The 25,259-nt window shown below is 64.7% G+C and carries 27 protein-coding genes; 13 read left to right on the forward strand and 14 right to left on the reverse strand.

What is annotated here, in order from left to right; translation table 11 throughout:
* Nucleotides 1-73: 73 nt before the first annotated feature.
* Nucleotides 74-850, forward strand: a complete 777-nt coding sequence (locus tag ACE10Z_RS38140; RefSeq protein ID WP_375785285.1) for a protein phosphatase CheZ — start codon at nt 74-76, stop codon at nt 848-850.
* A gap of 430 nt (nt 851-1,280) precedes the next feature.
* Nucleotides 1,281-1,544: a hypothetical protein gene (locus tag ACE10Z_RS38145; RefSeq protein WP_375785286.1), complete on the forward strand. Its 264-nt coding sequence runs from the start codon at nt 1,281-1,283 to the stop codon at nt 1,542-1,544.
* A 209-nt stretch (nt 1,545-1,753) separates the two neighbouring features.
* Here ACE10Z_RS38145 and ACE10Z_RS38150 read toward each other — a convergent pair whose 3' ends face one another.
* The gene (locus tag ACE10Z_RS38150) at nt 1,754-2,272 is read right to left on the reverse strand and encodes a hypothetical protein (RefSeq protein ID WP_375785287.1); all 519 of its coding nucleotides are present in this window, start codon (nt 2,270-2,272) and stop codon (nt 1,754-1,756) included.
* Between the two features lie 319 nt (nt 2,273-2,591).
* Between ACE10Z_RS38150 and ACE10Z_RS38155 the strand changes: the two genes are divergently transcribed.
* The 3 genes from ACE10Z_RS38155 (at nt 2,592) to ACE10Z_RS38165 (ending at nt 5,120) form a co-directional block, all read left to right on the forward strand.
* Nucleotides 2,592-2,888, forward strand: coding sequence for a co-chaperone GroES (locus tag ACE10Z_RS38155; protein WP_018269780.1), 297 nt, complete (start codon nt 2,592-2,594; stop codon nt 2,886-2,888).
* 175 nt (nt 2,889-3,063) lie between these two features.
* Nucleotides 3,064-4,737, forward strand: coding sequence for a chaperonin GroEL (groL, locus tag ACE10Z_RS38160; RefSeq protein ID WP_375785288.1), 1,674 nt, complete (start codon nt 3,064-3,066; stop codon nt 4,735-4,737).
* A 92-nt stretch (nt 4,738-4,829) separates the two neighbouring features.
* Nucleotides 4,830-5,120: a hypothetical protein gene (locus tag ACE10Z_RS38165; protein WP_375785289.1), complete on the forward strand. Its 291-nt coding sequence runs from the start codon at nt 4,830-4,832 to the stop codon at nt 5,118-5,120.
* A gap of 53 nt (nt 5,121-5,173) precedes the next feature.
* Here ACE10Z_RS38165 and ACE10Z_RS38170 read toward each other — a convergent pair whose 3' ends face one another.
* Complete coding sequence (locus ACE10Z_RS38170) at nt 5,174-5,542, reverse strand: antibiotic biosynthesis monooxygenase family protein (RefSeq protein ID WP_375785290.1); 369 nt, start codon at nt 5,540-5,542, stop codon at nt 5,174-5,176.
* Between the two features lie 97 nt (nt 5,543-5,639).
* Between ACE10Z_RS38170 and ACE10Z_RS38175 the strand changes: the two genes are divergently transcribed.
* Nucleotides 5,640-6,116, forward strand: coding sequence for a MarR family winged helix-turn-helix transcriptional regulator (locus tag ACE10Z_RS38175; protein ID WP_375785291.1), 477 nt, complete (start codon nt 5,640-5,642; stop codon nt 6,114-6,116).
* A 106-nt stretch (nt 6,117-6,222) separates the two neighbouring features.
* Entirely contained in the window at nt 6,223-7,422 is a 1,200-nt protein-coding gene (locus ACE10Z_RS38180) for a hypothetical protein (RefSeq protein WP_375785292.1), read from the forward strand.
* 19 nt (nt 7,423-7,441) lie between these two features.
* Here the strand turns inward: ACE10Z_RS38180 and ACE10Z_RS38185 are convergent, their stop codons facing one another.
* Nucleotides 7,442-7,639 (reverse strand): hypothetical protein, encoded by a 198-nt coding sequence (locus ACE10Z_RS38185; protein WP_375785293.1) that lies wholly within the window; start codon nt 7,637-7,639, stop codon nt 7,442-7,444.
* 248 nt (nt 7,640-7,887) lie between these two features.
* Between ACE10Z_RS38185 and ACE10Z_RS38190 the strand changes: the two genes are divergently transcribed.
* Nucleotides 7,888-8,415 (forward strand): ester cyclase, encoded by a 528-nt coding sequence (locus tag ACE10Z_RS38190; protein WP_375785294.1) that lies wholly within the window; start codon nt 7,888-7,890, stop codon nt 8,413-8,415.
* Between the two features lie 205 nt (nt 8,416-8,620).
* On the opposite strand, the gene ACE10Z_RS38195 is transcribed toward ACE10Z_RS38190, so the two are convergent.
* The 3 genes from ACE10Z_RS38195 to ACE10Z_RS38205 all read right to left on the reverse strand — a co-directional run bounded on the left by ACE10Z_RS38195 (nt 8,621) and on the right by ACE10Z_RS38205 (nt 10,226).
* Nucleotides 8,621-9,088 carry a PaaI family thioesterase gene (locus ACE10Z_RS38195; RefSeq protein ID WP_375785295.1) on the reverse strand — a complete coding sequence of 156 codons (468 nt, stop codon included), beginning with the start codon at nt 9,086-9,088 and terminating at the stop codon, nt 8,621-8,623.
* Nucleotides 9,089-9,100: 12 nt separating this feature from the next.
* Nucleotides 9,101-9,685: a bifunctional transcriptional activator/DNA repair enzyme AdaA gene (locus tag ACE10Z_RS38200; protein WP_375785296.1), complete on the reverse strand. Its 585-nt coding sequence runs from the start codon at nt 9,683-9,685 to the stop codon at nt 9,101-9,103.
* Nucleotides 9,686-9,761: 76 nt separating this feature from the next.
* Entirely contained in the window at nt 9,762-10,226 is a 465-nt protein-coding gene (locus ACE10Z_RS38205; RefSeq protein ID WP_375785297.1) for a GNAT family N-acetyltransferase, read from the reverse strand.
* A gap of 219 nt (nt 10,227-10,445) precedes the next feature.
* On the opposite strand from ACE10Z_RS38205, the gene ACE10Z_RS38210 reads away from it, so the two are divergent.
* The gene (locus tag ACE10Z_RS38210) at nt 10,446-11,072 is read left to right on the forward strand and encodes a hypothetical protein (protein WP_375785298.1); all 627 of its coding nucleotides are present in this window, start codon (nt 10,446-10,448) and stop codon (nt 11,070-11,072) included.
* Between the two features lie 74 nt (nt 11,073-11,146).
* On the opposite strand, the gene ACE10Z_RS38215 is transcribed toward ACE10Z_RS38210, so the two are convergent.
* Nucleotides 11,147-11,563 carry an META domain-containing protein gene (locus tag ACE10Z_RS38215; RefSeq protein WP_375785299.1) on the reverse strand — a complete coding sequence of 139 codons (417 nt, stop codon included), beginning with the start codon at nt 11,561-11,563 and terminating at the stop codon, nt 11,147-11,149.
* 146 nt (nt 11,564-11,709) lie between these two features.
* Complete coding sequence (locus ACE10Z_RS38220) at nt 11,710-13,380, reverse strand: L-lactate permease (RefSeq protein WP_375785300.1); 1,671 nt, start codon at nt 13,378-13,380, stop codon at nt 11,710-11,712.
* A 309-nt stretch (nt 13,381-13,689) separates the two neighbouring features.
* On the opposite strand from ACE10Z_RS38220, the gene ACE10Z_RS38225 reads away from it, so the two are divergent.
* Nucleotides 13,690-15,432, forward strand: a complete 1,743-nt coding sequence (locus tag ACE10Z_RS38225) for an ABC transporter ATP-binding protein/permease (RefSeq protein WP_375785301.1) — start codon at nt 13,690-13,692, stop codon at nt 15,430-15,432.
* A 161-nt stretch (nt 15,433-15,593) separates the two neighbouring features.
* On the opposite strand, the gene ACE10Z_RS38230 is transcribed toward ACE10Z_RS38225, so the two are convergent.
* From ACE10Z_RS38230 to ACE10Z_RS38245, 4 genes are all read right to left on the reverse strand, one after another.
* Nucleotides 15,594-16,583: a TorF family putative porin gene (locus ACE10Z_RS38230; protein ID WP_375785302.1), complete on the reverse strand. Its 990-nt coding sequence runs from the start codon at nt 16,581-16,583 to the stop codon at nt 15,594-15,596.
* A gap of 391 nt (nt 16,584-16,974) precedes the next feature.
* A complete protein-coding gene (locus ACE10Z_RS38235) occupies nt 16,975-17,373 on the reverse strand; it encodes a histone (RefSeq protein ID WP_375785303.1) in 399 nt (132 codons plus the stop codon).
* A 213-nt stretch (nt 17,374-17,586) separates the two neighbouring features.
* Nucleotides 17,587-18,903 carry a glycolate oxidase subunit GlcF gene (glcF, locus tag ACE10Z_RS38240; protein WP_375785304.1) on the reverse strand — a complete coding sequence of 439 codons (1,317 nt, stop codon included), beginning with the start codon at nt 18,901-18,903 and terminating at the stop codon, nt 17,587-17,589.
* On the reverse strand, nt 18,900-20,138 hold the full coding sequence (locus ACE10Z_RS38245) for an FAD-binding protein (protein WP_375785305.1): 1,239 nt from the start codon (nt 20,136-20,138) through the stop codon (nt 18,900-18,902). The genes glcF and ACE10Z_RS38245 overlap by 4 nt, the downstream gene beginning before the upstream one ends.
* A 314-nt stretch (nt 20,139-20,452) precedes the next feature.
* On the opposite strand from ACE10Z_RS38245, the gene ACE10Z_RS38250 reads away from it, so the two are divergent.
* Nucleotides 20,453-20,938 (forward strand): putative quinol monooxygenase, encoded by a 486-nt coding sequence (locus tag ACE10Z_RS38250; protein WP_375785306.1) that lies wholly within the window; start codon nt 20,453-20,455, stop codon nt 20,936-20,938.
* Between the two features lie 46 nt (nt 20,939-20,984).
* Here the strand turns inward: ACE10Z_RS38250 and ACE10Z_RS38255 are convergent, their stop codons facing one another.
* A complete protein-coding gene (locus ACE10Z_RS38255) occupies nt 20,985-22,130 on the reverse strand; it encodes an acyltransferase family protein (protein WP_375785307.1) in 1,146 nt (381 codons plus the stop codon).
* 357 nt (nt 22,131-22,487) lie between these two features.
* Here ACE10Z_RS38255 and ACE10Z_RS38260 point away from each other — a divergent pair, with 357 nt between their 5' ends.
* Nucleotides 22,488-22,901: a hypothetical protein gene (locus tag ACE10Z_RS38260; RefSeq protein WP_375785308.1), complete on the forward strand. Its 414-nt coding sequence runs from the start codon at nt 22,488-22,490 to the stop codon at nt 22,899-22,901.
* A 157-nt stretch (nt 22,902-23,058) separates the two neighbouring features.
* On the opposite strand, the gene ACE10Z_RS38265 is transcribed toward ACE10Z_RS38260, so the two are convergent.
* Nucleotides 23,059-24,552 carry an FAD-linked oxidase C-terminal domain-containing protein gene (locus ACE10Z_RS38265; protein WP_375785309.1) on the reverse strand — a complete coding sequence of 498 codons (1,494 nt, stop codon included), beginning with the start codon at nt 24,550-24,552 and terminating at the stop codon, nt 23,059-23,061.
* Between the two features lie 248 nt (nt 24,553-24,800).
* Between ACE10Z_RS38265 and cycA the strand changes: the two genes are divergently transcribed.
* Nucleotides 24,801-25,193, forward strand: coding sequence for a cytochrome c-550 CycA (cycA, locus tag ACE10Z_RS38270; RefSeq protein ID WP_076864953.1), 393 nt, complete (start codon nt 24,801-24,803; stop codon nt 25,191-25,193).
* Nucleotides 25,194-25,259 lie beyond the last annotated feature (66 nt).

Genomic DNA, 25,259 nt, shown 5'->3' on the forward strand with positions numbered 1-25,259 from the left:
TGTTCCCGCGTGAACCTGACGTTAAATCACCTCTCGCTAGAACGGACTGCAGTAAAGGGGCGGGAATGAAATCATGTCAGTGAAGCGCAAGCGTTTTCGTGTCGAGCAGGCCATGGGCGAAGTCGTGATGCCGGAGCCGGAAGTTGCCGGCGGTGCCGACCTCGGTCCGATGCATCGGGAGATCATGTCAGAGCTTCGCTCGATCCGCGCCCAGATGGCCACAGCGCCGGCGCAGCGCACCGGCGACAGCGTCGATGCCGCCGTCGCTCGCGAAGTCGCCGAGACGCACGCGCTGCTCGAGACCTACCGCGCGCAGGTCGAACAATGCGAGAAGCTCAAGGTCGAGCTCGACCTGATCCACGACGCGATCAGCCGCACCAAGCGCGAGATCGCCGTGCTGCACGGCAAGAGCTTCAACGGCGAGGAGATGGCCAAGGTCAATGGCGAACTCGGCGCCGTGGTCGGCGGCACCGAACAGGCCACCCAGCAGATCCTCGAAGCGGTCGAGGCGATCGACCAGGCCGCGACTGCGCTTGCCAACAACGTCACACCCGACCAGCAGAGGCGGCTCAGCGAAGATATTCAGGAGCGCGTGGTCTCGATCTTCGAGGCCTGCAACTTCCAGGACCTCACCGGCCAGCGCATCAGCAAGGTGATGCAGACGATGAAGTTCATCGAACAGCACATCAACGAGATGATGAACATCTGGGGCGGCGTCGACGCGATCAAGACCCACGTCCCGCCGATCGTGGACACCCGCGAGGGCGATGCCCGCCTGCTCAACGGCCCGAAGCTCGACGGCGATGCCGGCCACGCCTCGCAGGACGACATCGACGCGATGTTCAACTGAGCTCTGTCGGATCAGAACGAAAAGCGCCGGCCTTTCGGGCCGGCGTTTTTGTTTGGGCGATGGTCCAGCCCCGTGAGGGATCAGCAGACAGAGTTGTGAGATCATCGCGATCGCCGCTTCGTGAGTGACCTTACGGGTATGCCGGATGGGCGGACTACAAGGCAGCCAACGGAATCACCTGCGAACCTGGCACGATGACGAAGATGGCCGACGGCCACACTTACGTCTGTCAGTGAGATCCGCGCAACGACACGGCGAGAGGGCGGCTCAATGAGCCGCCCTCTTTCATATGAAGGAGATCGATCTCGCATGGCGGCGGCCCGCGCCCAGCGTTGATCTACGTCAACATCGCCGATCCCTTGCCATTCATATGTTCCGTGCCTGAACCGCCGCCATCATCGTCGGTTCGCTTGCGATGGAGAGGATCACCATGCATCGGACGAACATTCTTTCGACCAAGTCGGTGACGGTTACGGGGATCGTGGCCAGCCTCCTGTTGGGGGCAGCAGGTGTCGCGCTCAATCCGGCACCGGCCAAGGCGGTCATCTACTGCCAGTATGTCGGCTATCCGCACGGTTGCGTGGCGAGGGCAGGCGTGGTGCTAAGGCCTCGTCCGGTGGCGCGGGCTGCTGTCCGTCATAACGCGGGCGGCAACCTGAACGGTGGCGTCAATCGGGTTGGGGTCCGGCGATAGAGCAGGTCTTTGCGAGTCACGCCCCCCGCGCGCACACGGCAAGGTTCGTGTCCTGGGTCCGTTCAGGAACAGACGAAATCGCCGGCCTGCGGGGCCGGCGGTTCTTGTTTTGACTTACGTTGAGGCCATGACATCGGGATTCCCCGGTGCGCAATTGCGCACCCGAGGTTCGATGCTTCGCATCGATCCCGAATGACGTGCCAGCCGCGTCACGCCTTCGGCGCGCAGCGGACGTAGACCATGTTGCCGTAGCGGGTGGCCGCGTCCTTGTCGACGAAGCGGGTGATCAAGACCCGGCCGTCGAACGAGATGATCTCGCGGTCCTGTTCGCCGGGCACAGGTCCGGGCGGGCCGATATAGTTCTTGCCGCTCGGGGAACCCTTCAGCCGCAGTTCCTGCGGGGTGGCCTGGTCGGCCAGATGCATGATGACGCCGCCGTTCTGGCCGGCGCCGATCACGTAAGGCTGCTTGCACTGGCCGCGTGCAGCGGCCTCGGTGCGGGCACGGTCGGCGGGATTCTGGAACGAGGCGAGGCCCCAGCGGCCGACGATCTCGTCGGGGCGGATGCTCGCCGGCATCTCCGGGGCCACTCCCGGTTCGGCCGGCCCCGGCTCGTGGTTCGACGACAACGACGGCAGGCTCATGCTGCCGCACGCCCCCAAAAGTGTCGTCAGCGCCGAGACAGCCGCGAACCGTGCGACCAATCGCGCGTTGAGTGACCTGATCATATGCATCCCCCGAACTATCTCCCGGCCGCACCCGTCATGCAGCCAAGCGTAAAACTTAAGACGGAGCAATGACGTCTGACAAAATTACGTCATCGCTACGATTTGGTTTCCGGTCCACCATCCTATATTGGCCTCACCAATGCCTTAACCCGTTTGCTTGACAGAAACTGCGCCAAGCCATATTTCCCGGCGCACAATTAGCACTCTCGCACCACGATTGCTAAATGCGCCGGGCGTCCTGCCTGGCGCCGACCGGACCGGCATTCAACGCCGGTCTCGATGAACCGGACCTGAAACCGAGCCTCCAAGAGGGAACGTCATGGCTAAATCCACCTTCCGCCCACTGCATGACCGCGTCGTGGTCAAGCGTATCGATGCCGAGGAGAAATCCAAGGGCGGCATCATCATTCCGGACTCGGCCAAGGAGAAGCCGTCCCAGGGCGAGATCGTCGCCGTCGGCCCGGGTGGCCGCGACGAGGCCGGCAAGCTGATCCCGATCGACCTCAAGGTCGGCGACCGCGTGCTGTTCGGCAAGTGGTCCGGCACCGAGGTCAAGCTCGACAACCAGGAGCTCCTGATCATGAAGGAGTCCGACATCATGGGCGTGCTGGCGTAAGCGCCAGGAACTCCAAGGGCCGCCGCGCCCTCAGCTGTCATGCCCGGGCTTGACCCGGGCATCCATCACGCTTCCGAAGAATCTTACCAAAACGATGGATCGCCGGGTCAAGCCCGGCGATGACGAGCATCAACAGACGGCAAGCAATTCACAGACATTCCAGGAGTTCAAATCAATGGCTGCCAAGGACGTAAAATTCGCCGGAGACGCTCGCGACCGCATGCTGCGCGGTGTCGACGTGCTCGCCAATGCCGTGAAGGTGACGCTCGGCCCGAAGGGCCGCAACGTCGTCATCGAGAAGAGCTTCGGCGCTCCCCGCATCACCAAGGACGGCGTCACCGTCGCCAAGGAGATCGAGCTCGACGACAAGTTCGAGAACATGGGCGCGCAGATGCTGCGCGAGGTCGCTTCCAAGACCAACGACACCGCCGGCGACGGCACCACCACCGCGACCGTGCTGGCGCAGGCCATCGTCCGCGAGGGCGCCAAGTCGGTCGCCGCCGGCATGAACCCGATGGACCTCAAGCGCGGCATCGACACCGCGGTCGCCGCCGTGATCAAGGACATCGAGAAGCGCGCCAAGCCGGTCGCCTCCTCCGCCGAAGTCGCCCAGGTCGGCACCATCTCGGCCAATGGCGATGCCGCGATCGGCAAGATGATCGCGCAGGCGATGCAGAAGGTCGGCAACGAGGGCGTCATCACCGTCGAGGAAAACAAGTCGCTCGAGACCGAGGTCGACATCGTCGAGGGCATGAAGTTCGACCGCGGCTATCTCAGCCCCTACTTCATCACCAACGCCGAGAAGATGACCGCCGAGCTCGAGGATGCCTACATCCTGCTGCACGAGAAGAAGCTGACGGGCCTGCAGTCCATGCTGCCGGTGCTGGAAGCCGTGGTGCAGTCGGGCCGCCCGCTCCTGATCCTCGCCGAGGACGTCGAGGGCGAGGCGCTGGCGACGCTGGTGGTCAACCGCCTGCGCGGCGGTCTCAAGGTCGCCGCCGTCAAGGCGCCGGGCTTCGGCGATCGCCGCAAGGCGATGCTGGAGGACATCGCGATCCTGACCGGCGGTCAGCTGATCTCCGACGACCTCGGCATGAAGCTCGAGAACGTCACGGTCAACATGCTGGGCCGCGCCGGCAAGATCGTGATCGACAAGGAGAACACCACGATCGTCAAGGGCGCCGGCAAGAAGAAGGACATCGACGCCCGCGTCGGCCAGATCAAGGCGCAGATCGAGGAAACCACCTCGGACTACGACCGTGAGAAGCTGCAGGAGCGCCTCGCCAAGCTCGCCGGCGGCGTTGCCGTCATCAAGGTCGGCGGTGCGACCGAGGTCGAGGTCAAGGAGAAGAAGGACCGTGTCGAGGACGCGCTGAACGCGACCCGCGCCGCGGTGCAGGAAGGCATCGTGCCCGGCGGCGGCGTGGCGCTGCTGCGCGCCAAGAAGGCGGTCGGCCGTCTCACCAACCCGAATGCCGACGTCCAGGCCGGCATCAACATCGTGCTCAAGGCGCTCGAAGCTCCGGTTCGCCAGATCTCGGAGAACGCCGGTGTCGAGGGCTCGATCGTGGTCGGCAAGATCCTCGAGAACAAGTCGGAGACCTTCGGCTTCGACGCCCAGACCGAGGACTATGTCGACATGGTCGACAAGGGCATCATCGACCCCGCCAAGGTGGTGCGCACTGCGCTGCAGGACGCCTCCTCGGTGGCCGGCCTGCTGGTGACCACCGAAGCCATGGTCGCCGAACTGCCCAAGGACGCAGCGCCGGCGATGCCGGGCGGCGGCGGCATGGGTGGAATGGGCGGCATGGGCGGCATGGGCGGCATGGGCGGCATGGGCGGCTTCTAAGCCCTCGTCACATCCGCATCGAGATCGAAGGCCGCCTCCGGGCGGCCTTCTTTTTTGCGGTTTGATTACGATGGAGCTGTAAGGATCATCTCATGTCCCGCGACGCCAAATCCCTGACGTCAACGCTGGTGCTGTTCTACGCGATCGGCGCGGTACTCGCGCTGGGCGCCTATGCCCTGGACAGCACCGATGATCTTGCGGTCGTCCTGACGTTCTGGATCAAGCAGACGTTGACGTTTGTCGTACTCGGCGCGGGCTATTGCCTCTATTACGTCATGTCCGGTTCGGCCGGCCGTCGTCCAAAAGCGCCGCTGCGGTTTCTGGACATATCGTTTCTGGCTGCCGCTGCCACGCTCGGTGTCGGCATGCTGGTGCACAGCTGAGCGTTTGACGCGACGTCCAATGTTCGCTTTCGCTGCACCGTATCTATCGCGCTTCAAGCCACGCAGATGTCAGCCACCGCCACCTTCTGGAACAGATGCGGCGACGCCACCGCCGAGGCCGGATAGGCCGAAAGCTTGGCCCTGAATTCGGGGTTCGCGAAGGCGGCCCGGAAGGCCGCGGTCGACTCCCACACCGCATAATTCAGATAGGCGGGGCTGTCGCCGAGCGCGCGATGCAGCTGGGTCGAGATGAAGCCGGGCTGCCGCTTCATAATGGCGGCGTCGGCCTGCCAGGCTTTCAGAAAGGTGTCCTCGTCGGCCGCATCAAGCGTGAAGACGTTGACGAGCACGATGTTGGTGGCATCGACCGCGAGCTGGCGGTCGATCGGGAATGCGGGGTCGAGGGGGCGCATCTGCGGCATGGCTGGCTCCATTGATATGGTGCTATGATGTCATTTCGATCAGATGGATACATATGATATTTGACATCATCATGTCAATATCAACATATGGTGACAAATGCCGCAGACCAAGCGAACCCCGGCCGGCGAAGCCCTGAGCGACCTGATTCTCGACCTGTTCAGGCTCAACAGCCTGCTGTTCACCGCCGGCGACCGGATGGTGGCCGGACTTGGCCTGACCAGCGCGCGCTGGCAGATCCTCGGCGCCATCGTCACCACTGAGCGCCCGCAACCGGTCGCGTGGCTGGCGCGCGACCTCGGCGCTGCCAGACAGAACGTGCAGCGGATCGTCAATGACCTGCAACGGGACGGGCTCGTCACATTCGAGACCAACCCGCATCATCGCCGCGCCCAGCTCGTCGTGCTGACCGAGAAGGGGCAGCAAAGCTTCGACGCGGCGATGCGCCTGCAGCTGCCCTGGGTGAACGGCCTTTCCGACGGGCTGTCGATGAAGGACCTCGAATCCACCAGTCGCGTCGTCAGCACGCTGCGCGGCAGGCTGGAGAGCAGCCAGGAACCTGACGACCGCGCATGAGGGCGATTCTGGAAGCGCCGCCGTTAGGCGGCCTTCTTTTTTGGCCAATGAGACGGAGGTTTGCTAGTTACGACGGAACCGATTCTGCCCTTCGAGGACTCATCGTATGCGCGCGCTCCCGCTCCTGCTGCTCGGTCTTGCCGTCGCCTCGGCGCCTGCTCTCGCCCAGATGAAGCTGCAAACGAAGGCTGCGCCGACGGGCGGCCCCGAGACGCGCTATTTCACCGCGATCGACGGCCTGATGGACGGCAATGCCGACGTCGTGCTCAAGGAAACCCGCCAGGGCAAGACCGTGACCGCGGCCGTGCTCGACGTCTGCTATCCCGCCGACAAGGGCTCGGACCGCAAGGACCGCTTCGTCGCCAACCTTACCGTCAGCGGCCAGACGCTGTCCGGTACCACCCAGAGCGTCGCCGACAAGCAGCCGATCACCGTCAAGCTGAACCGCAAGCAGACCGGCGACAGCTTTGAGTTCCGCGGCCAGATCACGATCGGCCAGACCGTGACCGAGGTCGCCTCGACGGACAATTCCGATCTCAGCGAGAAGGAATTCCAGGACAACCAGGCCACCGAGGACGGCATCACGCCGCAGCCGAAGGACTTCACCGACGTCTCGCCGGAATCGATCGGGGTGCGGGTGAAGCTCGATGCGGCGGCGGATTTTCTCAAGAGCCTGAAGGGCGAGGCCGTCGAGATCGGCACCTCCAGCCTCGCGGTGACCTGCGATGCGATGCGCTCCGGCGAGCAGACCCTCAACCTCACCGTCGATCCCGAGCACGCCAGCGCGCTGCTTGCCAAGGCGAAATCAGCGCCCGGCGTGACGGCGGCCGGCTGGACCAGCGGCGTGGTCGAGATGGACCGCACCATCCGCTTCGCCGCCGCGGACTGGCGCGATGGCGACAAGATCAACAAGGACAAGCTCGCAACCGCGATCGCGGGCGTGCTGGCGAGGACGCTTGCGGCAAAGCCCGCCTCGGCGACATGGAACGCGAATACCGGCAAGCTCAAGCTGGTGCTGAAGCGGCCGAGCGCGATCTACCCTGCGCTCGGTCTCACCCAGAATTACGAGGTCACCGCCCTCGTCTCGCCCGACAAGCCCGGCAGCTCCGACAAGCTGATGCTGTGGCTCTCGAGCCCGACCGTCTCGACGTCGGACGACAGCGCCGGCGCCAAGCTCAATCTGTCCGACGATTCCAGCAGCGACGAGGAAGGCAGCGAGGCCAAGGACGACAACGGCGCGATCGACGCGCTGCTCAAGGAGCTCAAAGGCCAGCGCTGGGACGCCGACAAGTCGGTGTGGCGCTGAAGTCGGCGCGCTCGGGAATTCAGGCCGTCCTGCGCTTCAACGGCACGACGTTGTCGTGCGCCGCCTCGGGAGCAGGGTCCGGACCGGACTGAAGCATCCCGTCATCTCTGACGAACAGTTCAGAGCGAGGGTCGATCGCAAGGCGCTCGAACAGCGCTTGCAGCTCGGGCCGAAGTCCGTCGCCGCACAGCGCGGCGATCGAATGAAATTTGCGCATGATGTTCTCCTCCATGCTGCGTGCAACGATTGCGCGTTGGCCTGTTGCGGACCACCCGTTTCCCGATTGATCGACGACGTCAGGGACACTGCGCCAAGCGCCAAATCGGCCAAGCGGAATCCTGTCTGAACTGTGAGCGCATGTCCGATCTGGAATCGGGTGGCTCGCCACGCGTCTTCGACTGCCTACTGCGCGCATCGAGACAACGCCGGCCGCGATACCGGCTCCGCGCGAAGGGAGACAATCCGATGTCAGAGGAAAACAAGACCACCGTAGCCCGGTGGTTCAAGGAGTTCTGGGGCAACCCCTGGAATCCGCGCATCATCAACGAGCTCGCCACATCCGACATTGTCGTGCACTACCCGATGCACGAACCGAAGAAGGGCCGCGCCGCGGTCATGAAGTTCATGACCGAGTTTCGCGAGGCGTTTCCGGATCTCAATTTCCGGGGCGTCGGCGATCTCGTCGCGGAAGGCAACCTCGTGGTCGGCCGCTGGGAAGGCGGCGGCACCCACACCGGACCGGCGTTCGGCGACTTCCGGCTCGGCTCGCTGCCTGCGGCCTCCGGACGCAAGATGACATTCGCCGGCACGACCGTGCTGCGGGTGCAGGACGGACGGATCGCCGAAGAGCTCGGACAGGAAGATGCGATCACCGCCATGCTTCAGCTCGGCCTTATCCGCTTGCCCGAACATGCCGCCACCGCGGCGCGTCCGGGCGGCGAACTGCCCGCCGGCTGGAACAACATGCCGGGATATCCGGAAGGCCCGCGCTGAACGCGGCTCTGCGGCGTGACTGCATCGACGATCGCATCATGACTACCCGAACGCGCTTACTGCGCGTTCGGGTAACGCAATCGACCGGCGCGGTGAACTTGAAGGTCTCCAAGCCATAGGCTCGCTGGAGGCATTCCAATGTTGCTGCGCCGGCTTCGCATCTCCCGATGCGATGCCGGCGCAGCCTCTCCGCAATAATTGTGCATCAAGCCGGAAAGATCAGGCACGTCGTCGTGCCATGTGCGAGCAGCCGCCCCTTCTCGTCGGTGACCCTGCCCTCCGCGGTGCCGATACGGCGACCGCAATTGAGCACCTGGCCCTCGGCGCGGATCGGACCGGTGTCGGGCGTGATCGGCCGCACCAGCGATATCTTGAATTCGAGCGTGGTCTGGCTCGTTCCGGCATCGAGCGTCGACTGCACCGCAAGTCCCATGCAGCTGTCGAGCAGCGTGGCGGTGAGCCCGCCATGCACGGTGCCGGCCGGATTGAGGTGCGCATCCGTCGGCAGCAGCGTGACGACGACGCGGCCATGCTCGGCCTCGGCGACGTCATAGCCGAGCGTCCGCGCGATGGTGTTGAGCGGCAACGCGCCAGAAGCGAGCCCCTGGACGAATTCGAGGCCGGTCATCTTGAGTTTCTGTTCGGCACTGACGGTGCCGTAGCTCCTGGCCATTGCTGATCTCCTTCAGGCGCATTGCATCGTGATGATTGGCGGCCGCTTCCGTCGCAGCGACGCGGGCGAGCGGCCGTAGAGTTTTCCGAATGCGGCGTTCATGCGTCTTGCGCTGGAGAAGCCGGCGCGCTGCGCCACCAGAGAGAGCGGAAGATCGCTCTCGTCGATCAGGCGCTTGGCACGCTGCACGCGCAGCGAGAGCGCGACCTGCAGCGGCGAGGCATCGAGGTGCTCGGCGAACAGCCGCGACAGATGCCGCGCGCCGATGCCGAGCCGATCGGCCAGCGCTTCGACATTGCCGCGGTCGAGTGCGCCCGCTTCGATCAGCGCCAGCGCGCGCTCGACGGTGGTCCTGGTGCCTTTCCATGCCGGGCAGAACGGCGCCGCCTCGGGACGGCAGCGCAGGCAGGGCCGGTAGCCGGCGCGCTCGGCCGACGCCGCGCTGCCGTAGAACCGCACATTGCGGGCGAGCGGCGTGCGCGCCCGGCACACCGGGCGGCAATACACGCCCGTCGTCCGGACCGCGACGAACACGACGCCGTCCCAGGCCGGATCGCGGCGCTGAAAGGCTGCATACTGTGCGGCGAAATCGAGCATGCAACCGCTATAGCCACGCCCGCGCGCCGCGACGACCCGCTTTGCGGAGACGGCGTCCGGAAACGACCGCTGGGAGTTAGAGTTGCTTGGTCATGAACAGGCTGAGCGGATCGGGCGCGTAGTCGGCGAACGGCGGGCAATCCTGGTAGCCGGCGGCGCGATAGAGCCCGATCGCTTCCGGCTGCCGGATTCCGGTCTCCGGGCTGATGCGCGCGATCTGCCGGCTGCGCGCGGCGTCTTCCAGTGCGTCGAGCAGGCGGCGGCCGAGCCCGTGCCCGCGCGCGTCGGCACGCACGAACATCCGCTTCATCTCGGCATGACCGGGCGTGACGAGGCGGAACGCGATCGACCCGAGCACCTCGCCATCGCGCCGCGCGACGAGGAAGACGGTGTCCGGGGCGGCAAGCGTCTCGACAGGAGCGAGATGATTGCTATCAGGCGGATACAGCGCCTGCATGTGGGCGTTCGACAGATCGATCAGCTGCCGCACCGCGGGCTGCCGCGGGTCTTCGGGGGCGATGCTGATGTCAGGCTTGTGCATCTCTGGCCCAATGCATGCTCGTCGGCGCGATTGTCGGCCGCGCTCGCCGCTCCGTCAAATTACGGGGCCTGCGACCAAAAGTCTCCGTGCTGCCGCAGTTCGGTCACCGAAAATTAAGGCTCGATTTAGTTTCGGGGATCATCCTTTGCGTCACCGAACACGGGTCACGCCATGCAAGACCGCGAGCCGATCAGTCCTGGGAGCATCTGGCCAACGGATGTGACGGAGGGTCATTCGCCGGCGCAGACGGCGGACCTCTGGGACGTCTCAGGCGAAAATCACGACGCCGCTTTGCTGCTGCGGGAGCCGTTCGCCGACCGGATCGGCACCGCGCTGCTGGCAGCGACCGCGCTCGCCGCAAGCTTCGTGCTGGGATGGACCGGCGGCGCCAACTGGCATGACTTCGCAGGCCCCGCCGCGGTCCCGGTGGCCCAGAAGGAGGCGCCTGTCCCGCACGTCGCGGAGGCGCCACCGAGCCGAAAGAGCGAGAACCCGCGCCGGACCGCGTCCAACGCCGACCCCGCCGTCACCGGCAGCATTCCCAAATCCGTTGCCAATCCGCGCCCGCAGGTGCTCGGTGCCGCGCCGACGACGCTGAACGCGCAAGCCATGGCGCTGGGGCCGAAGCAGCCCGCGGCAACAGCCCCAGAGACGCGGCCGAGCACGATTCCCGGATGGTCGGTGGTCGAAGTCCGCGACGGCACTGCCGTGCTCGAGGGACCGGAGGGCGTCAAGATGGCCGCACGCGGCGACGTCGTCCCTGGCCTCGGCCGGGTCGATTCCATCGTGCGCTGGGGCAATCGCTGGATCGTTGCCACCGCAAGCGGATTGGTCGCGACGCCCTGAGCGCCCGCCCGATGCGGGTCTTGCTTGGGCATGATCTTTTCGGAAAACCGCTTCACACTTTTCCGGATCATGCCCTAGTTGCTGTTGATCACGAAGCGCAGCTGCTTGCTTCCGACGAACGTGACCTGATCACCCTGCCGGCGCCAGCTCGTCGTGTCGCCGAGCGCGGTGAGCAGATCCTTGTCGGCCTGCGCCCGATCCGGCGTGCAGCTGCGGTTCTCCATCGCGCCGGGAACGAACACGATGGTGTTGCCGGCAACCGAGAACTGGCCCTTGCCGCCGTCGCACCACAGCTCGAGGATCACCTCGCCATTGTCGCCGACCTCGATCGAGGGAATCCGCTTGGAGCCCGGCATGCGCGCGACATCGAGCGTCATCACGAAGCCGAACGGGAATTCTTCCTGGGCCTGCACAGGCGCGGCGCCAAGAGCCGTTGCAACCAGCGCCAACGCGGCCATGCCGCCGTTCAGAATCCGCTTCATCGAGATCATGCCATTCCCAGCAATTGCGACGCCGCCCTTGTATGGGACGAGGCTGCGATTGGCCAGAATGGCGGGGCGAGAAAAGGCGCTTGAAGAGCAAAATCCCCGCGGGCTCGCGCCCGCGGGGATCTCCGTTTGGGCGACGCCTCGCCTCGTTATTTCAGAACCATCGCCGTGAACGGGTAGACATAGGCCTGCAGGGTCACGAACAGACCGACCAGGCACGCCAGCACGATCGAGTGCAGGAACACGTAGCGCAGGATCGAACCCTCGTGGCCGTACCAGTTGGTCGCGGTGGAGGCGACCACGATCGATTGCGCGTCGATCATCTTGCCCATCACGCCGCCCGAGGAGTTCGCCGCCGCCATCAGGATCGGCGGCAGGCCGAGCTGCTCGGAGGTGATCTTCTGCAGATTGCCGAACAGGATGTTGGACGAGGTGTCCGATCCGGTCAGCGCCACGCCGAGCCAGCCAAGCAGGGTGCCGAAGAACGGGTAGAGCACGCCGGTCGCGGCGAAGGCGAGACCGAGGGTGGCGTCGACGCCGGAGAGCCGGGTCAGCGTGCCGATCGCCAGCATCGCCGAGATCGTGATCAGCGAGATCGCGCACAGGCGGATGGTGCGGCCATATTCGGCGATCAGCTTGAGCGGTGAGAAGCCCATCAGGAGACCCGAGATGATCGCGGCGATCAGCAATCCGGTGCCGGTGAACGACAAATAGGTGAAGCCGAACACCGCACCTTCCGGCGTCGGCTTGGCCACCACCGGCGGCACCTTGAAGATCAGCTTGTCGAGCTCGGGGACCGGATAGTTCCAGACGAAGTTGGCATTCGCCCAGGCCTTGAAGGCGCCGTTGCCCCAGATCAGCATCAGGACGCAGACGATGATCCACGGCAGCAGCGCGCTCCACAATTCGCCCTGGGTCAGCGGCGTCTTGTCGAGCGGCTTGGCGGCCGCCATCGTCGCCGCCGATTCATCGCGGCCGCGCAGCGCGGGCGACAGCCAGAGCTGACGCGGCTGCCAGACCTTGAGGAACAGGATCAGCGCGCCCATCGAGATCAGCGAGGCGCCGATATCGACGATCCAGGGATTGATGTAGTTCGAGATCACGAATTGCGGGACCGCAAACGACACACCGGTGACCAGGATCGCCGGCCACACCTCCTTCATGCCGCGCCAGCCCGCGAACGCCCACACCACCCAGAACGGCACGATCAGCGAGAACAGCGGCAGCTGCCGGCCGACCATGGCGCCGAGGAGGTAGGGATCGAGCCCGGTGACCGAGGCGAGGCCCTGGATCGGCGTGCCGAGCGCGCCGAAGGCGACCGGCGCGGTGTTGGCGATCAGCGACAGGCCGGAGGCTGCGAGCGGCGAGAAGCCGAGCCCGATCAGCACCGCACCGGTGATGGCGACCGGCGTGCCGAAGCCCGAGGCGCCCTCGAAGAAGGCGCCGAACGAGAACGCGATCAGGAGCAACTGCAGGCGGCGATCCTCGGTGACGCCGCCGACCGCGCGCTTGAGCAGTTCGAACTTCCCGCACCTCACCGTGACCTGGTAGAGGAAGATGACGTTGAGCACGATCCAGCCGATCGGAAAGAACCCGGTGACGATGCCGAGGATCGACGCGCGGATCGACATGCCGGCCGGCATCGTGAACACGAAGATCGTGATCAGGTTGGTCACGATCACGGCGACGATCGCCGCGATATGCGCCTTCACCCTGCCGCTGGCGATCAGCACCAGCAGCGTGACCACGGGAATGGCGGCCGCGATCGTCGACAGTCCGGCATTGCCCAGCGGATTGTAGATTTGATTCCAGGTGCTCATCTCGGGGTCCTTCCCACATTCTTATGCAGCGCCCCGGCCTCGGTGCAGGCTGGCGCGCTGGCGCGATTGCGGGAGTCCGTCGGAAGAATTGCAGCCCCGGTTCGCGAATGAACGATCGGTAAGGATCGCTCACATCCTCGCGAAAAATCGAAGGTCCCCCGCCCCTCGCCGTTGTCGTCATGCTAGGGTTGACTCGATCGCCGGGACAAGCCAACGCTTGCATGCCAGACCTACGACTTTAGTCGAGGATCACGCCGATTGTCCCGATTCTTCAGGCCGTTGCGGCCGCTTCCCCGGAGACGATAATCTGTGAACAACATTCGCTCGACGCTCGCGACGGTGTGGCGCATCGCCTCGCCCTATTTCAACTCCGACGACAAATGGGCAGGCCGCGGACTTCTGGCCGCGGTGGTGATCATCGAGCTCGCCACCGTCTTTCTGACCGTGCTGTTCAACCGCTGGAACAATGTTTTCTACAACGCGCTGCAGGAGCGTGATCAGGCCGTCTTCACCTATCAGATCGGCTATTTCTGCGTGCTCGCGGCGTTCTGGATCGGCCTGAAGGTCTACCAGCTCTATCTCAATCAGTGGCTGCAGATCCGCTGGCGGCGCTGGATGACCACGCGTTATCTCGGCGGCTGGCTGCAGGATGCCAACCACTATCGCATGCAGTTGCTCGGCGACGCCGCTGATAACCCCGACCAGCGTATCGCCGACGACACCCAGCGCTTCGTCGAACAGACCCTGGCGCTCGGGATTGGATTGCTGAGCGCCGTGGTGACGCTTGCTTCCTTCGTGGTCATCCTGTGGGGCCTTTCCAATCAGGCGCCGCTGCATCTGTTCGGCAAGGATCTCGCGATTCCCGGCTATCTGGTGCTGGGCGCGCTGATCTACGCGATCCTCGGAACGGTCCTGACCCATCTGATCGGCAGGCCGCTGGTCGACCTCAACTTCCGGCAGCAGCGGTTCGAAGCCGATTTCCGCTTCAACCTGGTGCGTACCCGCGAGAACGCCGAGCAGATCGCACTGCTGCACGGTGAACCGGCCGAGCGCACGCGATTGCTCGATCGCTTCGGTTTCGTGGTCGGAAACTGGCTCGACATCATGCAACGAACCAAGAAGCTGACCGCGTTCACCGCGACCTATTCGCAGGCCGCCGTGATCTTCCCCTATGTGTTGATCGCACCGGCCTATTTTGCCAACAAGATCCAGCTCGGCGGTATGATGCAGACCGCTTCCGCCTTCAGCAGCGTCCAGGATTCACTGTCGTTCTTCATCACGGCCTACCGGACGCTGGCCGAATGGCAAGCGGTGGTCGCGCGTCTTGACGGCTTCGAGAACTCGATCCGCGGTGGCGATGCGCTCGCGCAGCGGCAGGACATCATCCACGTCAAGCCCGCAGCCGGCAACACGATCGATCTCGACGATCTCCTGGTCACCCTGCCGGACGGCAAGCCGTTGCTCGCGGCTGACGGCTTCAGCCTTCGCGACAATGAACGCACCCTTGTCACCGGTCCCTCCGGCGCCGGCAAGTCCACGCTGTTCCGCGCGGTGGCCGGCATCTGGCCGTTCGGCCGCGGCGCGGTCCAGGTCCCCGCCAACGCCAGCCTGATGATGCTGCCGCAACGTCCCTATCTGCCGATCGGCTCGCTGCATGACGCGGTGGTCTATCCGGGCCAGGCTGCGAACTACGATGCGGGACGGGTCCGCGAGGTCCTCACCGCCGTCGGACTGCCGCAGCTCGCGGCGCGGCTCCAGGAAGAGGCGCACTGGAACCGGATGCTGTCGCTCGGCGAGCAACAGCGGCTCGGCATCGCCCGCGCGCTGTTGCATGCGCCGCAATTCCTGTTCCTGGACGAGGCGACGGCCTCGCTCGACGAGCCGTCGGAAGCCGCGCTCTATCGACTGATCGCCGAGAAGCTGCCCGACACCACGGTGGTCTCGATCGGCCACCGCGCGACGCTCGACGCCTTCCACCAGCGCAACGTGTCGCTGGTCCGCGACGGCGACCGCTTCACCTTGCGTGACAAGGTCAAGGCCGCCGCGTCTTAGGTGCGTGACGAGATCAGGTCGAACAGCGACAGCGGTGTCGGATCGCATCTTCGATGCGATCCGACCTCTCCCCCCGCACGCGGGGCGGAGGTGGAGCACCGCCCGCAAAGCAAAGGGGCGGCAGATTGCTCTGCCGCCCCCGCGATCCTCCGAAGAGGAAATTACTTCAGGCTGGACATCGCGGTCAGGTCGACCGAGAGCTTGGCGATACCGGCCGCGCCGCACCAGTTGGAGCCCGTGCCGCCCGGATTGATCGGGGTGACATTGGTGGTTCCGCCCGCGGTGAAATCGCTGGTGAAGGCGCTGCAATTGCCCTTCGACAGGTCGGTGTCGGAGTAGCGCAGATCGAGCGTGAACACCTTGTAGGTGAAGCCGATGCCGACGTTCCAGGTGTTGTAGTCGGCGTACTTGATGCCGTTCGGGAACGCCGGAACGCCGTAGAAGCTGTCGGAGGTGCCGAGCCACTGCCGGCCGAACTCACCCGACACATACATGCCGACGCCGCTGGTCCCGAACAAGGTGCTGGGCGCGGTGTACTTGCCGATGATCGAGGAGTAGTTGCCCCAGGCGCCGGTGTTGAGGAAGTTGGGCGAGTAGTACTCGTTGATGGTGAACGCCCAGTTGTCGTTGATGGTCCAGGTCGCCTTGCCGTAGACTTCGAAGAACGAGACGTCCTTCTTCATCACGTTGCCGTTGGCCAGGGCGTTGGCTGCGCACTCCGGGCTGAGCAGCTTGCCGGCGGTGTCGGTCGGCGCGCCGAAGAAGCAGGTTCCACCCGGATACAGGTAACCCCAGACACCGATGTCGAAGGCGAAGGCGCCGAAGGTCGGGCGGATACCGCCGTAGACGTCGACTTCAGCCGCAGCGCGGTTGGCGAAGGAGATGCTTTCGGTCGAGGTGCCGATGTAGAGCTGCAGGTCCTTGTTGACGTTGTAGCGCGGCTCGAAATAGGCGGTGACCGACGGATTGTGGTTGGACTGGGTGACGCCGCGGAAGATGTAGTCGTTCATGATGCCGGCGCCGAAGGCAACGTCCCAAGGATCGAAGGGAGCCGGCGGCGGCGCCTTGACGGCCTTCACCGCCATGTCAGCTGCCATTGCCGAGCTCGAAATCATTGCTAGCGCCGTTGCTAACAAAGCCAGTTTCTTCATGACGATCCCCATCTAGTTTTCCAGACAGCCCAGCTCCGGTGGCCCCCAGGGCGCGCGATAACGGACTGCAACTCAATCGCGCGTGCTCAATCTGAAACGCACCCCGTTTTTGGAGAAGGCGAAAAGACATGCATCTGCCGACTTTTTAGGCGTTCTGGCACTCTCGCCACATGTTGATTGACGGGTGTTGCATTTGCACCACAAGGCTGAGGCTCCCGTTCCGGTTGAACGGCAAGCCCAGCCCGGAATCGCGCAACGGTTTGACGCGCTGCGGGAGGCGGCATTGCGAATCGCGTCTCCGCAAAACTTCCGCAAAACTACGGACCCAGTACGGAAAAAGCCGCAGCGGCGTCCGCTGCGGCTTGGATCAGGTGAACCAAGAAAGGTTCGGTTAGTGGTGCTCGCTGTCCGAAGTGCCCCAGCTCGGCGCCGGCTCGTGGCTCGGCGTGGCCCAGCTCTGGGCCGGCTGCGGCGCAGGCTCGGGCGCCGGGGGCGCTGCAGCCGGGGCGGCCGGCTTCGCAGCGGCGGCCTTCTTCGGAGCGCTCTTCTTGGCAGCCTTCTTCGCAGCCGGCTTCGCGGCCTTCTTGGGCGCGGCCTTCTTCGGAGCAGCCTTCTTCGCGGCCTTCTTCGCAGCCTTCTTGGCTGACTTCTTCGCCGATTTCTTTGCAGACTTTTTCGCGGCCTTCTTGGCCGACTTCTTCGCGGACTTCTTCTTCGCCGCTACCGCCTTCTTGGCCTTCTTGGCCTTTTTGGCCTTCTTGCTTTTCTTCGCCTTCTTCGACTTCGCCATCGTGGTCCTCCTGTTGCCGCTGATTTGAGGCCACCGCGTATTGAAGTGATCGCTTGCCGGTCAGCAGCTGCACCTCTGGGAGAGGCACCCTCCACTTCGCTTGTCGGGCATGATGGCCGCGCGATCGCTTCGCGTCTGTGGCAGGGAAGCGCCGGTCCTTCAGTTTGCGTCAGGGCAAGGCTGGGGTCCGGATCATGCTCGAATGGCAGTCGATCAATTCAATCCTGGCCGGGGACCTCCTGTCGCCCAATCGAGAAGCTCAATCGTGTGCACCACAGGAACTGACGTACCGCCGGCAATCTGAACCATGCAACCAATATTGCCCGCAGCGATCATGTCCGGTTTGACAAGCGCAATATTGGCGACCTTGCGATCGCGCAATCTGCTCGCAATGTCGGGCTGGAGAATGTTGTAGGTCCCCGCCGAACCGCAACACAAATGGCTCTCAGGCACATCTTTCACCACGAATCCATTCTTGGAAAGCAATTCTTTCGGAAGTTGAGTGATTTTCTGTCCATGCTGCAACGAACAAGCCGAGTGATAGGCGACGGTGATGTCGCCTTTCTGGTTTGAAGGCGCGAGCTCAAGAGCTGAGAGATACTCGGTGATATCCTTTGCCAGCGCCGAGATTCGCTCGGCAGGTTCGGCGAATGTTTTGTCCTCGCGCAGCAGGTAGCCGTAGTCCTTGACGACTGTCCCACAGCCAGAGGTCGTCACCAGAATGGCGTCGAGCCCGTTCTGGTCCGCTTCCCTTTGCCACACCGTGACGTTGGCCCGTGCACGCGCCAGCGCGTCGGCATCCTGCCCCATGTGATGGGTCAACGCGCCGCAGCATTGCTCGTCCTTGACCAGCACCACCTCGACGCCGTGCCGGGTCAGCACGTTGATCGCGGCCTGATTGATGCGTGGCGCCAGCACCTGCTGGGCGCAGCCCTGCAACAGCGCGACCCGGCCGCGCCGCCGGCCGGTCGCCGCAAATACGGTTCCTGCAGCCGGACCCGGCGGCGGCAGGCGGCGCGGCGCCAGCGCCAGCATCGCCTTGATCCGCCGCAGCAGGCCCGGGCTCGCCGCGCCGACCGACGGCGTTGGCAGCAGGGCCGTGAACGGACGGGCGAGCCCGGCCAGGATCATGCTGATCCGGAACAGGCCCGGCCGCGGCAGCACGTAGGCGAGCACCGATCGCAGCAGCCGCTCGGTCAGCGGCCGCTCGTAATCCCGCTCGATCCGGACCCGGGCCTGGTCGACGAGGTGCATGTAGTTCACGCCCGACGGACAGGTGGTCATGCAGGCGAGGCACGACAGGCAGCGGTCGATATGCTTGACCACGTCCGCGGTCGGGGGCTTGTCCTTCTCCAGCATCTCCTTGATCAGGTAGATGCGGCCGCGCGGACTATCGAGCTCGTCGCCGAGCAGCACATAGGTCGGACAGGTCGCGGTGCAGAAGCCGCAATGCACGCAGGCGCGCAGGATCTTGTCGGCTTCCTTGATGTCGGGATCGGCGAGCTGCGCCAGGGTAAACTCGGTCTTCATGCACTCGCGCCTCGCATCATCCGGCCGCGGTTGAGGACCGACCTCGGATCGAAACTCGCCCGGACCCGTTCGCCGAGTGCGGCAAGCCCGGCCGGCTGCGGCTGGAACACGTCGACCGCACGGCGCACATCGTCGGTGGCGCGAATCAGGGTGGCGTGCCCGCTGACCGCCTCGACCTGGCCGCGGACCAGCGCGGCCTGCGCATCGGCATTGGGCGGCACCGCGGCCCAGATCAGCCCGCCACCCCAATCGTAGATCACGTCGCCGCCGGTGGCGCGCGACAGCGCCTGACCCAGCACCCCGCCTGAGGCCGGCGGGCAAACGATGCGCCACACCGGCCAGGCCCCGAGCGCGCCGTTCGCCGCGAACGGCACCACGTCGCGCAGCGCGCTCCAGATCGCAGCCGAAGCGTCGTCAGCGAGGCTGTCGACCGTTCCAAAGGACGAGAGTGTCTGGCTGAGCGAAGCCGCCCGGTGCGCCGCCGACGCCGAAATGCCCTCAAGCCGCACCAGCGTGACCGGCTGACCGGAGGCTGCGAGGCCGGCGAGCGCACCGGTCCCGGACCGCAACGCCGAACCGGGCAAATGCGCCGCGCCCGAGACGTCGAAGGGCGAACCCAGCGCTGCCGTCATCGCCTTGTTGGCGGTGACGTCGTCGAGCCCGCGCAGCACCAGCGTCCGCTCGGCTTCCGGCTTCGGCATGACCTTGAGCGTCACTTCGGTCATGACCGCGAGCGTGCCCCAGGAACCGGTGAGCAGCTTGCAGAGATCGTAGCCGGTGACGTTCTTCACCACCCGCCCGCCGGTCTTGAAACTGTCGCCGAATCCGGACACCGCATGCGCCCCGAGCAGGTGATCGCGGGCGCCGCCGGCCTTGATGCGGCGCGGACCGGCAAGGCCGGCGCCGATCATGCCGCCGATCGTGCCGGCTCCCGCCGTGCCGAGCAGCACGGACATGTCGATCGGCTCGAAGGCGAATTGCTGGTTCTTGGCGTCGATCAGCGATTGCACGTCGGCGAGCGGCGCGCCGGCCTGCACGGTGATGATCAACTCGTTCGGCTCATAGGAGGTGACCGCGTTCAGCACCGAGACGTCGAGCACCGCATTGGTCGCCATCGGATGGCCGATGGCGCGTTTCGATCCATGACCAATGACCTCAAGCGGCTGCTCGCTGGCGACAGCAGCGCGCACCACCTCTTCGACGTCCTGGACGTCTCTGACTTTCAGCGTTTCCACACGCTAGTCGGTAACGAAATTTGGCTCCGAGATCAAATGCGGCGAACCCCACCGTCGCAACGCCGACGGAATCGCCCGGGGGTGGGGCTGACCGCCCGGCAGTGGCGGGAACGGCAGTCGGGCCACCCCGCTCGAGGTTTGGCCAGATCGCGCGTCCTGCGAAGGCGGAGACGCAACACTTCGACCAATGTCGAACCATTTTCACGACATCGACATTTCGTCCATCACCTAACCGAGTTCATCGAACGATCCACTATCTGTCGCGGTGCGGTTCGGCCGGCAAGACGGTTGGCGCACTTCATCTGGAGGCGATCATGAAGCGTTCGGAAGTCACGACCACGACGATGATGCTCACCCGACGATCGGCCATCGGCTCGTTCGCCGCGATCATGACGATCGCCGGCGTCTCGCCCTGGGCCGGATCGCAAGCTCGATCGGAGCAAAGCAACGGAGGAATGCAAATGAAGCACTATGCGATGAGCACGAGAACCATCAGCGATGCGATCAACACATCCGGCCTTCTGGTCGTGGCGCAATGGGAAGCCAAGGAAGGCCAGGCCGACAAGGTCGCGGCAATTCTCGACGGCTTCCTGCCCGAGGCGCAGAAGGACCCCGGCACCAAGCTGTTCCTGATCGGCCGCGGCAAGGACAATCCGGCGCAATTCCTGTTCTACGAATTGTTCCAGGACGAGGCGGCGTTCAAGGCCCATTCGGAGAGCGCTTACTTCAAGACCTACATCGCGGAGCAGGCACTGCCGCTGCTCGCCAAGCGCGAACGGACGCAATACGCGTTGCTGTGATCGACGGCGCCGCGGGGAGGATGCCAATCCTCCCCGCGAGCGCGGATCAGATCGATGCGCTGCCGTTGCCGAGCGTTGCGCGCAACGCGACCCGCTCGGGCTGCCTGCGCCAGAAGCCGATGATCGCGATCCGCGACAGCACCGCGGCCTCGAACGTCTCGACAGGCCCGCGGAGCCGAAGCGCATGTTTCTCGACGAGATGCCAGGACGCGACGGCGACGCCGAAGGCGAGCGGCAGGCTGATCAGGATGTTCAGATACCAGTGCTGAACCTGCGGGCCGAACGCGGCAACGCATTGCTGGATGACGAACCCATAGAGGTAGAGCCCGTAGGAGTAATCGCCTGACGATACGATCCAGCTCCGCCGCGGGTTCATCAGGCCGAGATAGCACGCGACATAGGCGGCCGGCACCGGAGCCAGCGCGTCGCCGCGTCCCGTGGCCATGCCGGCGGCGCACAGCAACAACGCGACCAGGCACGCCGTGCGGTTGAACGGCACCTTGTCGCGCCAGAGATAGAAGCCGACGCCGGCGAGGAAGCAGAACACCAGAAGATGCGGGCGAAGCTGGATCGGCACCTCCTCCCAGCGGTAGATGTCGTAGCTCACCACCGCGACCTGAACGGTCACCAGGAACACGAGGTAGGCCACCCGGTTGAAGCAAATCGTGGTCACCGCGAGCAGCGCCAGGATGACGTAGCACCACAATTCATACGGCACCGTCCAGAGCTGGGCATTCACCACGTCCGGCAGCGGATTGTGCAGGAAGACGCCCGGCAGCTCGTAATGGATGTCGCCGACGATATTGAGAAAATAGGCGTGGAATTTCGGGTCGGCGACATATTGCGCCCATGGCAGTTCGGTGAAGACTGCGCCGATGATGACAGCCGACAGTGTCGTCTCGACCGCGAGCGCGGGTCCGATCCGAAGCACGCGCAGGCCGAGGAACGAAATCAGGCTCTTGCACCGCTGCAGGCTCGCCGTCACCAGGAAACCGCTCAACGCGAAGAACAGCGCGAGGATCATCGCGATGCCAATGCGGAACGAACCCAGGATTTCCAGCGCCCGGCCGAGCCCGAGCGTCACGTTCAGGCTGTGCAGGCAGATGATCGACACCGCCAGCGCGATCCGCATGTAGTCGAAACCCGCCGGCCGGTTGCGCGAGAGCGCCAGCTGATCAGCCAGGCTGGGCATCGATGTGGTCCCGAAGACATGCATCTGCGGAAAATACCGAGGAACAGTTGAAGGCCGTGTAAACGGTGGCCGCCGCTCGTGCAGCGACGTGCAACGGGCAGCCCTGACGGCTTGCCACCGCCGCCGCGGCAAGCATCGGTTAAGGTTATCGATTGGCTAGCGCGATCCGTCAAAATGGATCGATCGGCGAGACGCTCGCAAATTCCACGTCCGCCTGCGGCCGACACCGATGCATGTTGCCCTTGGGGCCAATAGCCGGCGCGGCACCTGATGCCCCAAAAGGACTGGCCGGCACTATCGTCATTCGGCGACCGGTGATTTCGATCGCGGCTCAACCGCCGCAGGAGAACCGCCACCATGAACGTCAAACCAACAGCCATCGCGCTGCTCGCGATGATCGTGGCCCAGCAGGCGCGCGCCGCAATGCTCACCGACGCCGAGGCGACGTTCCTCGACCAGCTCGCCACCGCGGCCGCGGTGCTCGAACAGCGATGCATCGGCTATGAGGCCAATGGTGCCGGCGGCGTTCAACTCGGCGCCAGGCTTCTCGGCAGCCCCGACGCCGCCATGGCCATGATCAGCGCCTTTGATGCGGCCATCAAGGCCAACGATGGCAATGACTACGATCCGCGCAAATTCCGCCCCGAGGTGTCCGAAGCTGCCGGCAAGACCTTCAAGCGAGTCCGGGCGGAGTTGATAGCTGACCCCGAACGGGCCTGCGCCGCATATGGCGATGCCAGCTCGGCGCGCGGCCTGGTGAGACGGTACTAGTGTGCTGAATGCGAAGTTCGTGCGATTTCGCGGCAGCCGCTTTCACGAACTTCGGATTCATAAAGCACACTAGAATCATAAGTTTGCTAGTGTCCTTATCGAATCCGAAGTTCGCTCCGAAGGTGCGGCGAATGATACGAACTTCGGATTCAGGACACTAGAACCGCGGGATATCCGGGAAAGCCAGCTTGCCGGCGTGGACATGGACGCGGCCGAGTTCGGCGCAGCGGTGCAGAGTGGGAAACACCTTGCCGGGGTTGAGCAGGCCCTCCGCATCGAAGGCGCATTTCAGCCGCTGCTGCTGGTTGAGATCGATCTCGGTGAACATTTCCGGCATCAGGTCGCGCTTCTCGATACCGACGCCGTGCTCGCCGGTGAGCACGCCGCCGAGCTCGACGCAGCAGCGCAGGATGTCGGCGCCGAACGCTTCCGCCTTCTCGATCTCGCCCGGCTTGTTGGCATCGTAGAGGATCAGGGGGTGCAGATTGCCGTCGCCGGCGTGGAACACATTGGCGACGCCGAGGCCGTATTTCTCGGAGAGCTCGCGGATCCGCGCCAGCGCCTTCGGCAACGCGCCGCGCGGGATGGTGCCGTCCATGCAGAGATAGTCCGGCGAGATCCGGCCGACCGCGGGGAATGCCGCCTTGCGGCCGGCCCAGAACAGATTGCGCTCGGCCTCCGAGGTCGAGATCTGGCAGGAGGTCGAGCCGCAACCTTGCGCGATCGCCTCGACCCGCTTGATCAGCTCGTCGACCTCGACCTGGGGACCGTCGAGCTCGATGATCAAGAGCGCCTCGACATCGAGCGGATAGCCGGCATGGACGAAGGCTTCCGCGGCGTGGATCGCCGGCTTGTCCATCATCTCCATGCCGCCGGGGATGATGCCGGCGCCGATGATGGCGGCCACGCATTCGCCGGCCGCCTCGACCTCGGCGAAGCCGACCATCAGCGCGCGCGCCGTCTCCGGCTTCTGCAGGATGCGCACCGTGATCTCGGTGATGACGCCGAGCAGCCCCTCCGAGCCGGTGATGATGCCCATCAGATCGTAGCCGGCATTCTCGGCCGACTTGCCGCCGATGCGCAGGATCTCGCCACTCATCAGCACGATCTCGCAGCCCAGCACATTGTTGGTGGTCATGCCGTATTTCAGGCAGTGCACGCCGCCGGAATTCTCCGCGACATTGCCGCCGATCGAGCAGGCGATCTGCGACGACGGATCGGGCGCGTAATAGAAGCCGGCATGGGCGACGGCCTGGCTGATCGCAAGGTTCGTGACGCCGGGCTCGGTGACAACGACGCGGTTGTCGAAGTCGATTTCGCGAATGCGCTTGAACTTGCCGAGCCCGAGCAAAACGCCGTCGGCGAGCGGCAGCGCGCCGCCGGACAGCGAGGTGCCGGAGCCGCGCGGCACCACCTTGATGCCCTGCTGCTGGCAATATCTGAGCACCTTCGCGACCTGCTCGGTGGTATCGGGCAACACCACGACCATCGGCGGCTGCCGATAGGCGGTCAGGCCGTCGGATTCATAGGCCAGCATTTCGGCGGCGCTGTCGATCACGCCCTCGCCCGGGACGATGGCGCGCAAGGCGGCCACGATTTCGGCGCGGCGGGCAAGGACGGCCTGGTCGGCCGCCGGCATCATGATGGACATCGGTGTTCCCTCGGAGCGCTCTGCGCTTTGCGGATTTGTTACGACAAATCAATCAGGTCTGCACCTGTTTCAGTCACCCTGTTTCAGTCACCCGGCCGAAGGTCGGATTGCCCCGCTCCGCAAGGACGAGTTCTCTCTCGGACAAGCGGGCGGTCATGAAACCTGTCAAGGTTTCGGGGCTTGTCCTGTCCAAGCCGGACATGCCACAAACCAAACACTACCCCCCGGGACGAAACGAAGAGAACCCCATGAACCTAAAGACCTTGAGCGCGCTGGCGGTCGTCACATCGCTGGCCACCGCATCCTCCGCGCTGGCGCAGGATGCCGCCGCCGGCAAGACCTCGTTCAACAAATGCCTCGCCTGTCACGCCATCGGCGAAGGCGCCAAGAACAAGGTCGGCCCCGAGCTCAACGGCCTCGACGGCCGCCATTCCGGCACCGCGCCGGACTACAACTATTCCGATGCCAACAAGAATTCCGGCATCACCTGGAACAAGGATCAGTTCCTCGAATACATCAAGGATCCGAAGGCCAAGATCCCCGGCACCAAGATGGCATTCGCCGGCATCAAGAACGAGACCGAGGCCAACAATCTGTGGGCCTACGTGTCGTCGTTCGACAAGGACGGCAAGCAGAAGTAATCGGCGGTATCGGACGTCGTCCGCTCTGCGCCCGTGCCAGCGCGTACGTTAGAAGGGGATGGCTTT

Origin of the sequence: Bradyrhizobium sp. Pha-3 (assembly GCF_042258615.1) — a bacterium.
Taxonomy (GTDB): Bacteria; Pseudomonadota; Alphaproteobacteria; order Rhizobiales; family Xanthobacteraceae; genus Bradyrhizobium.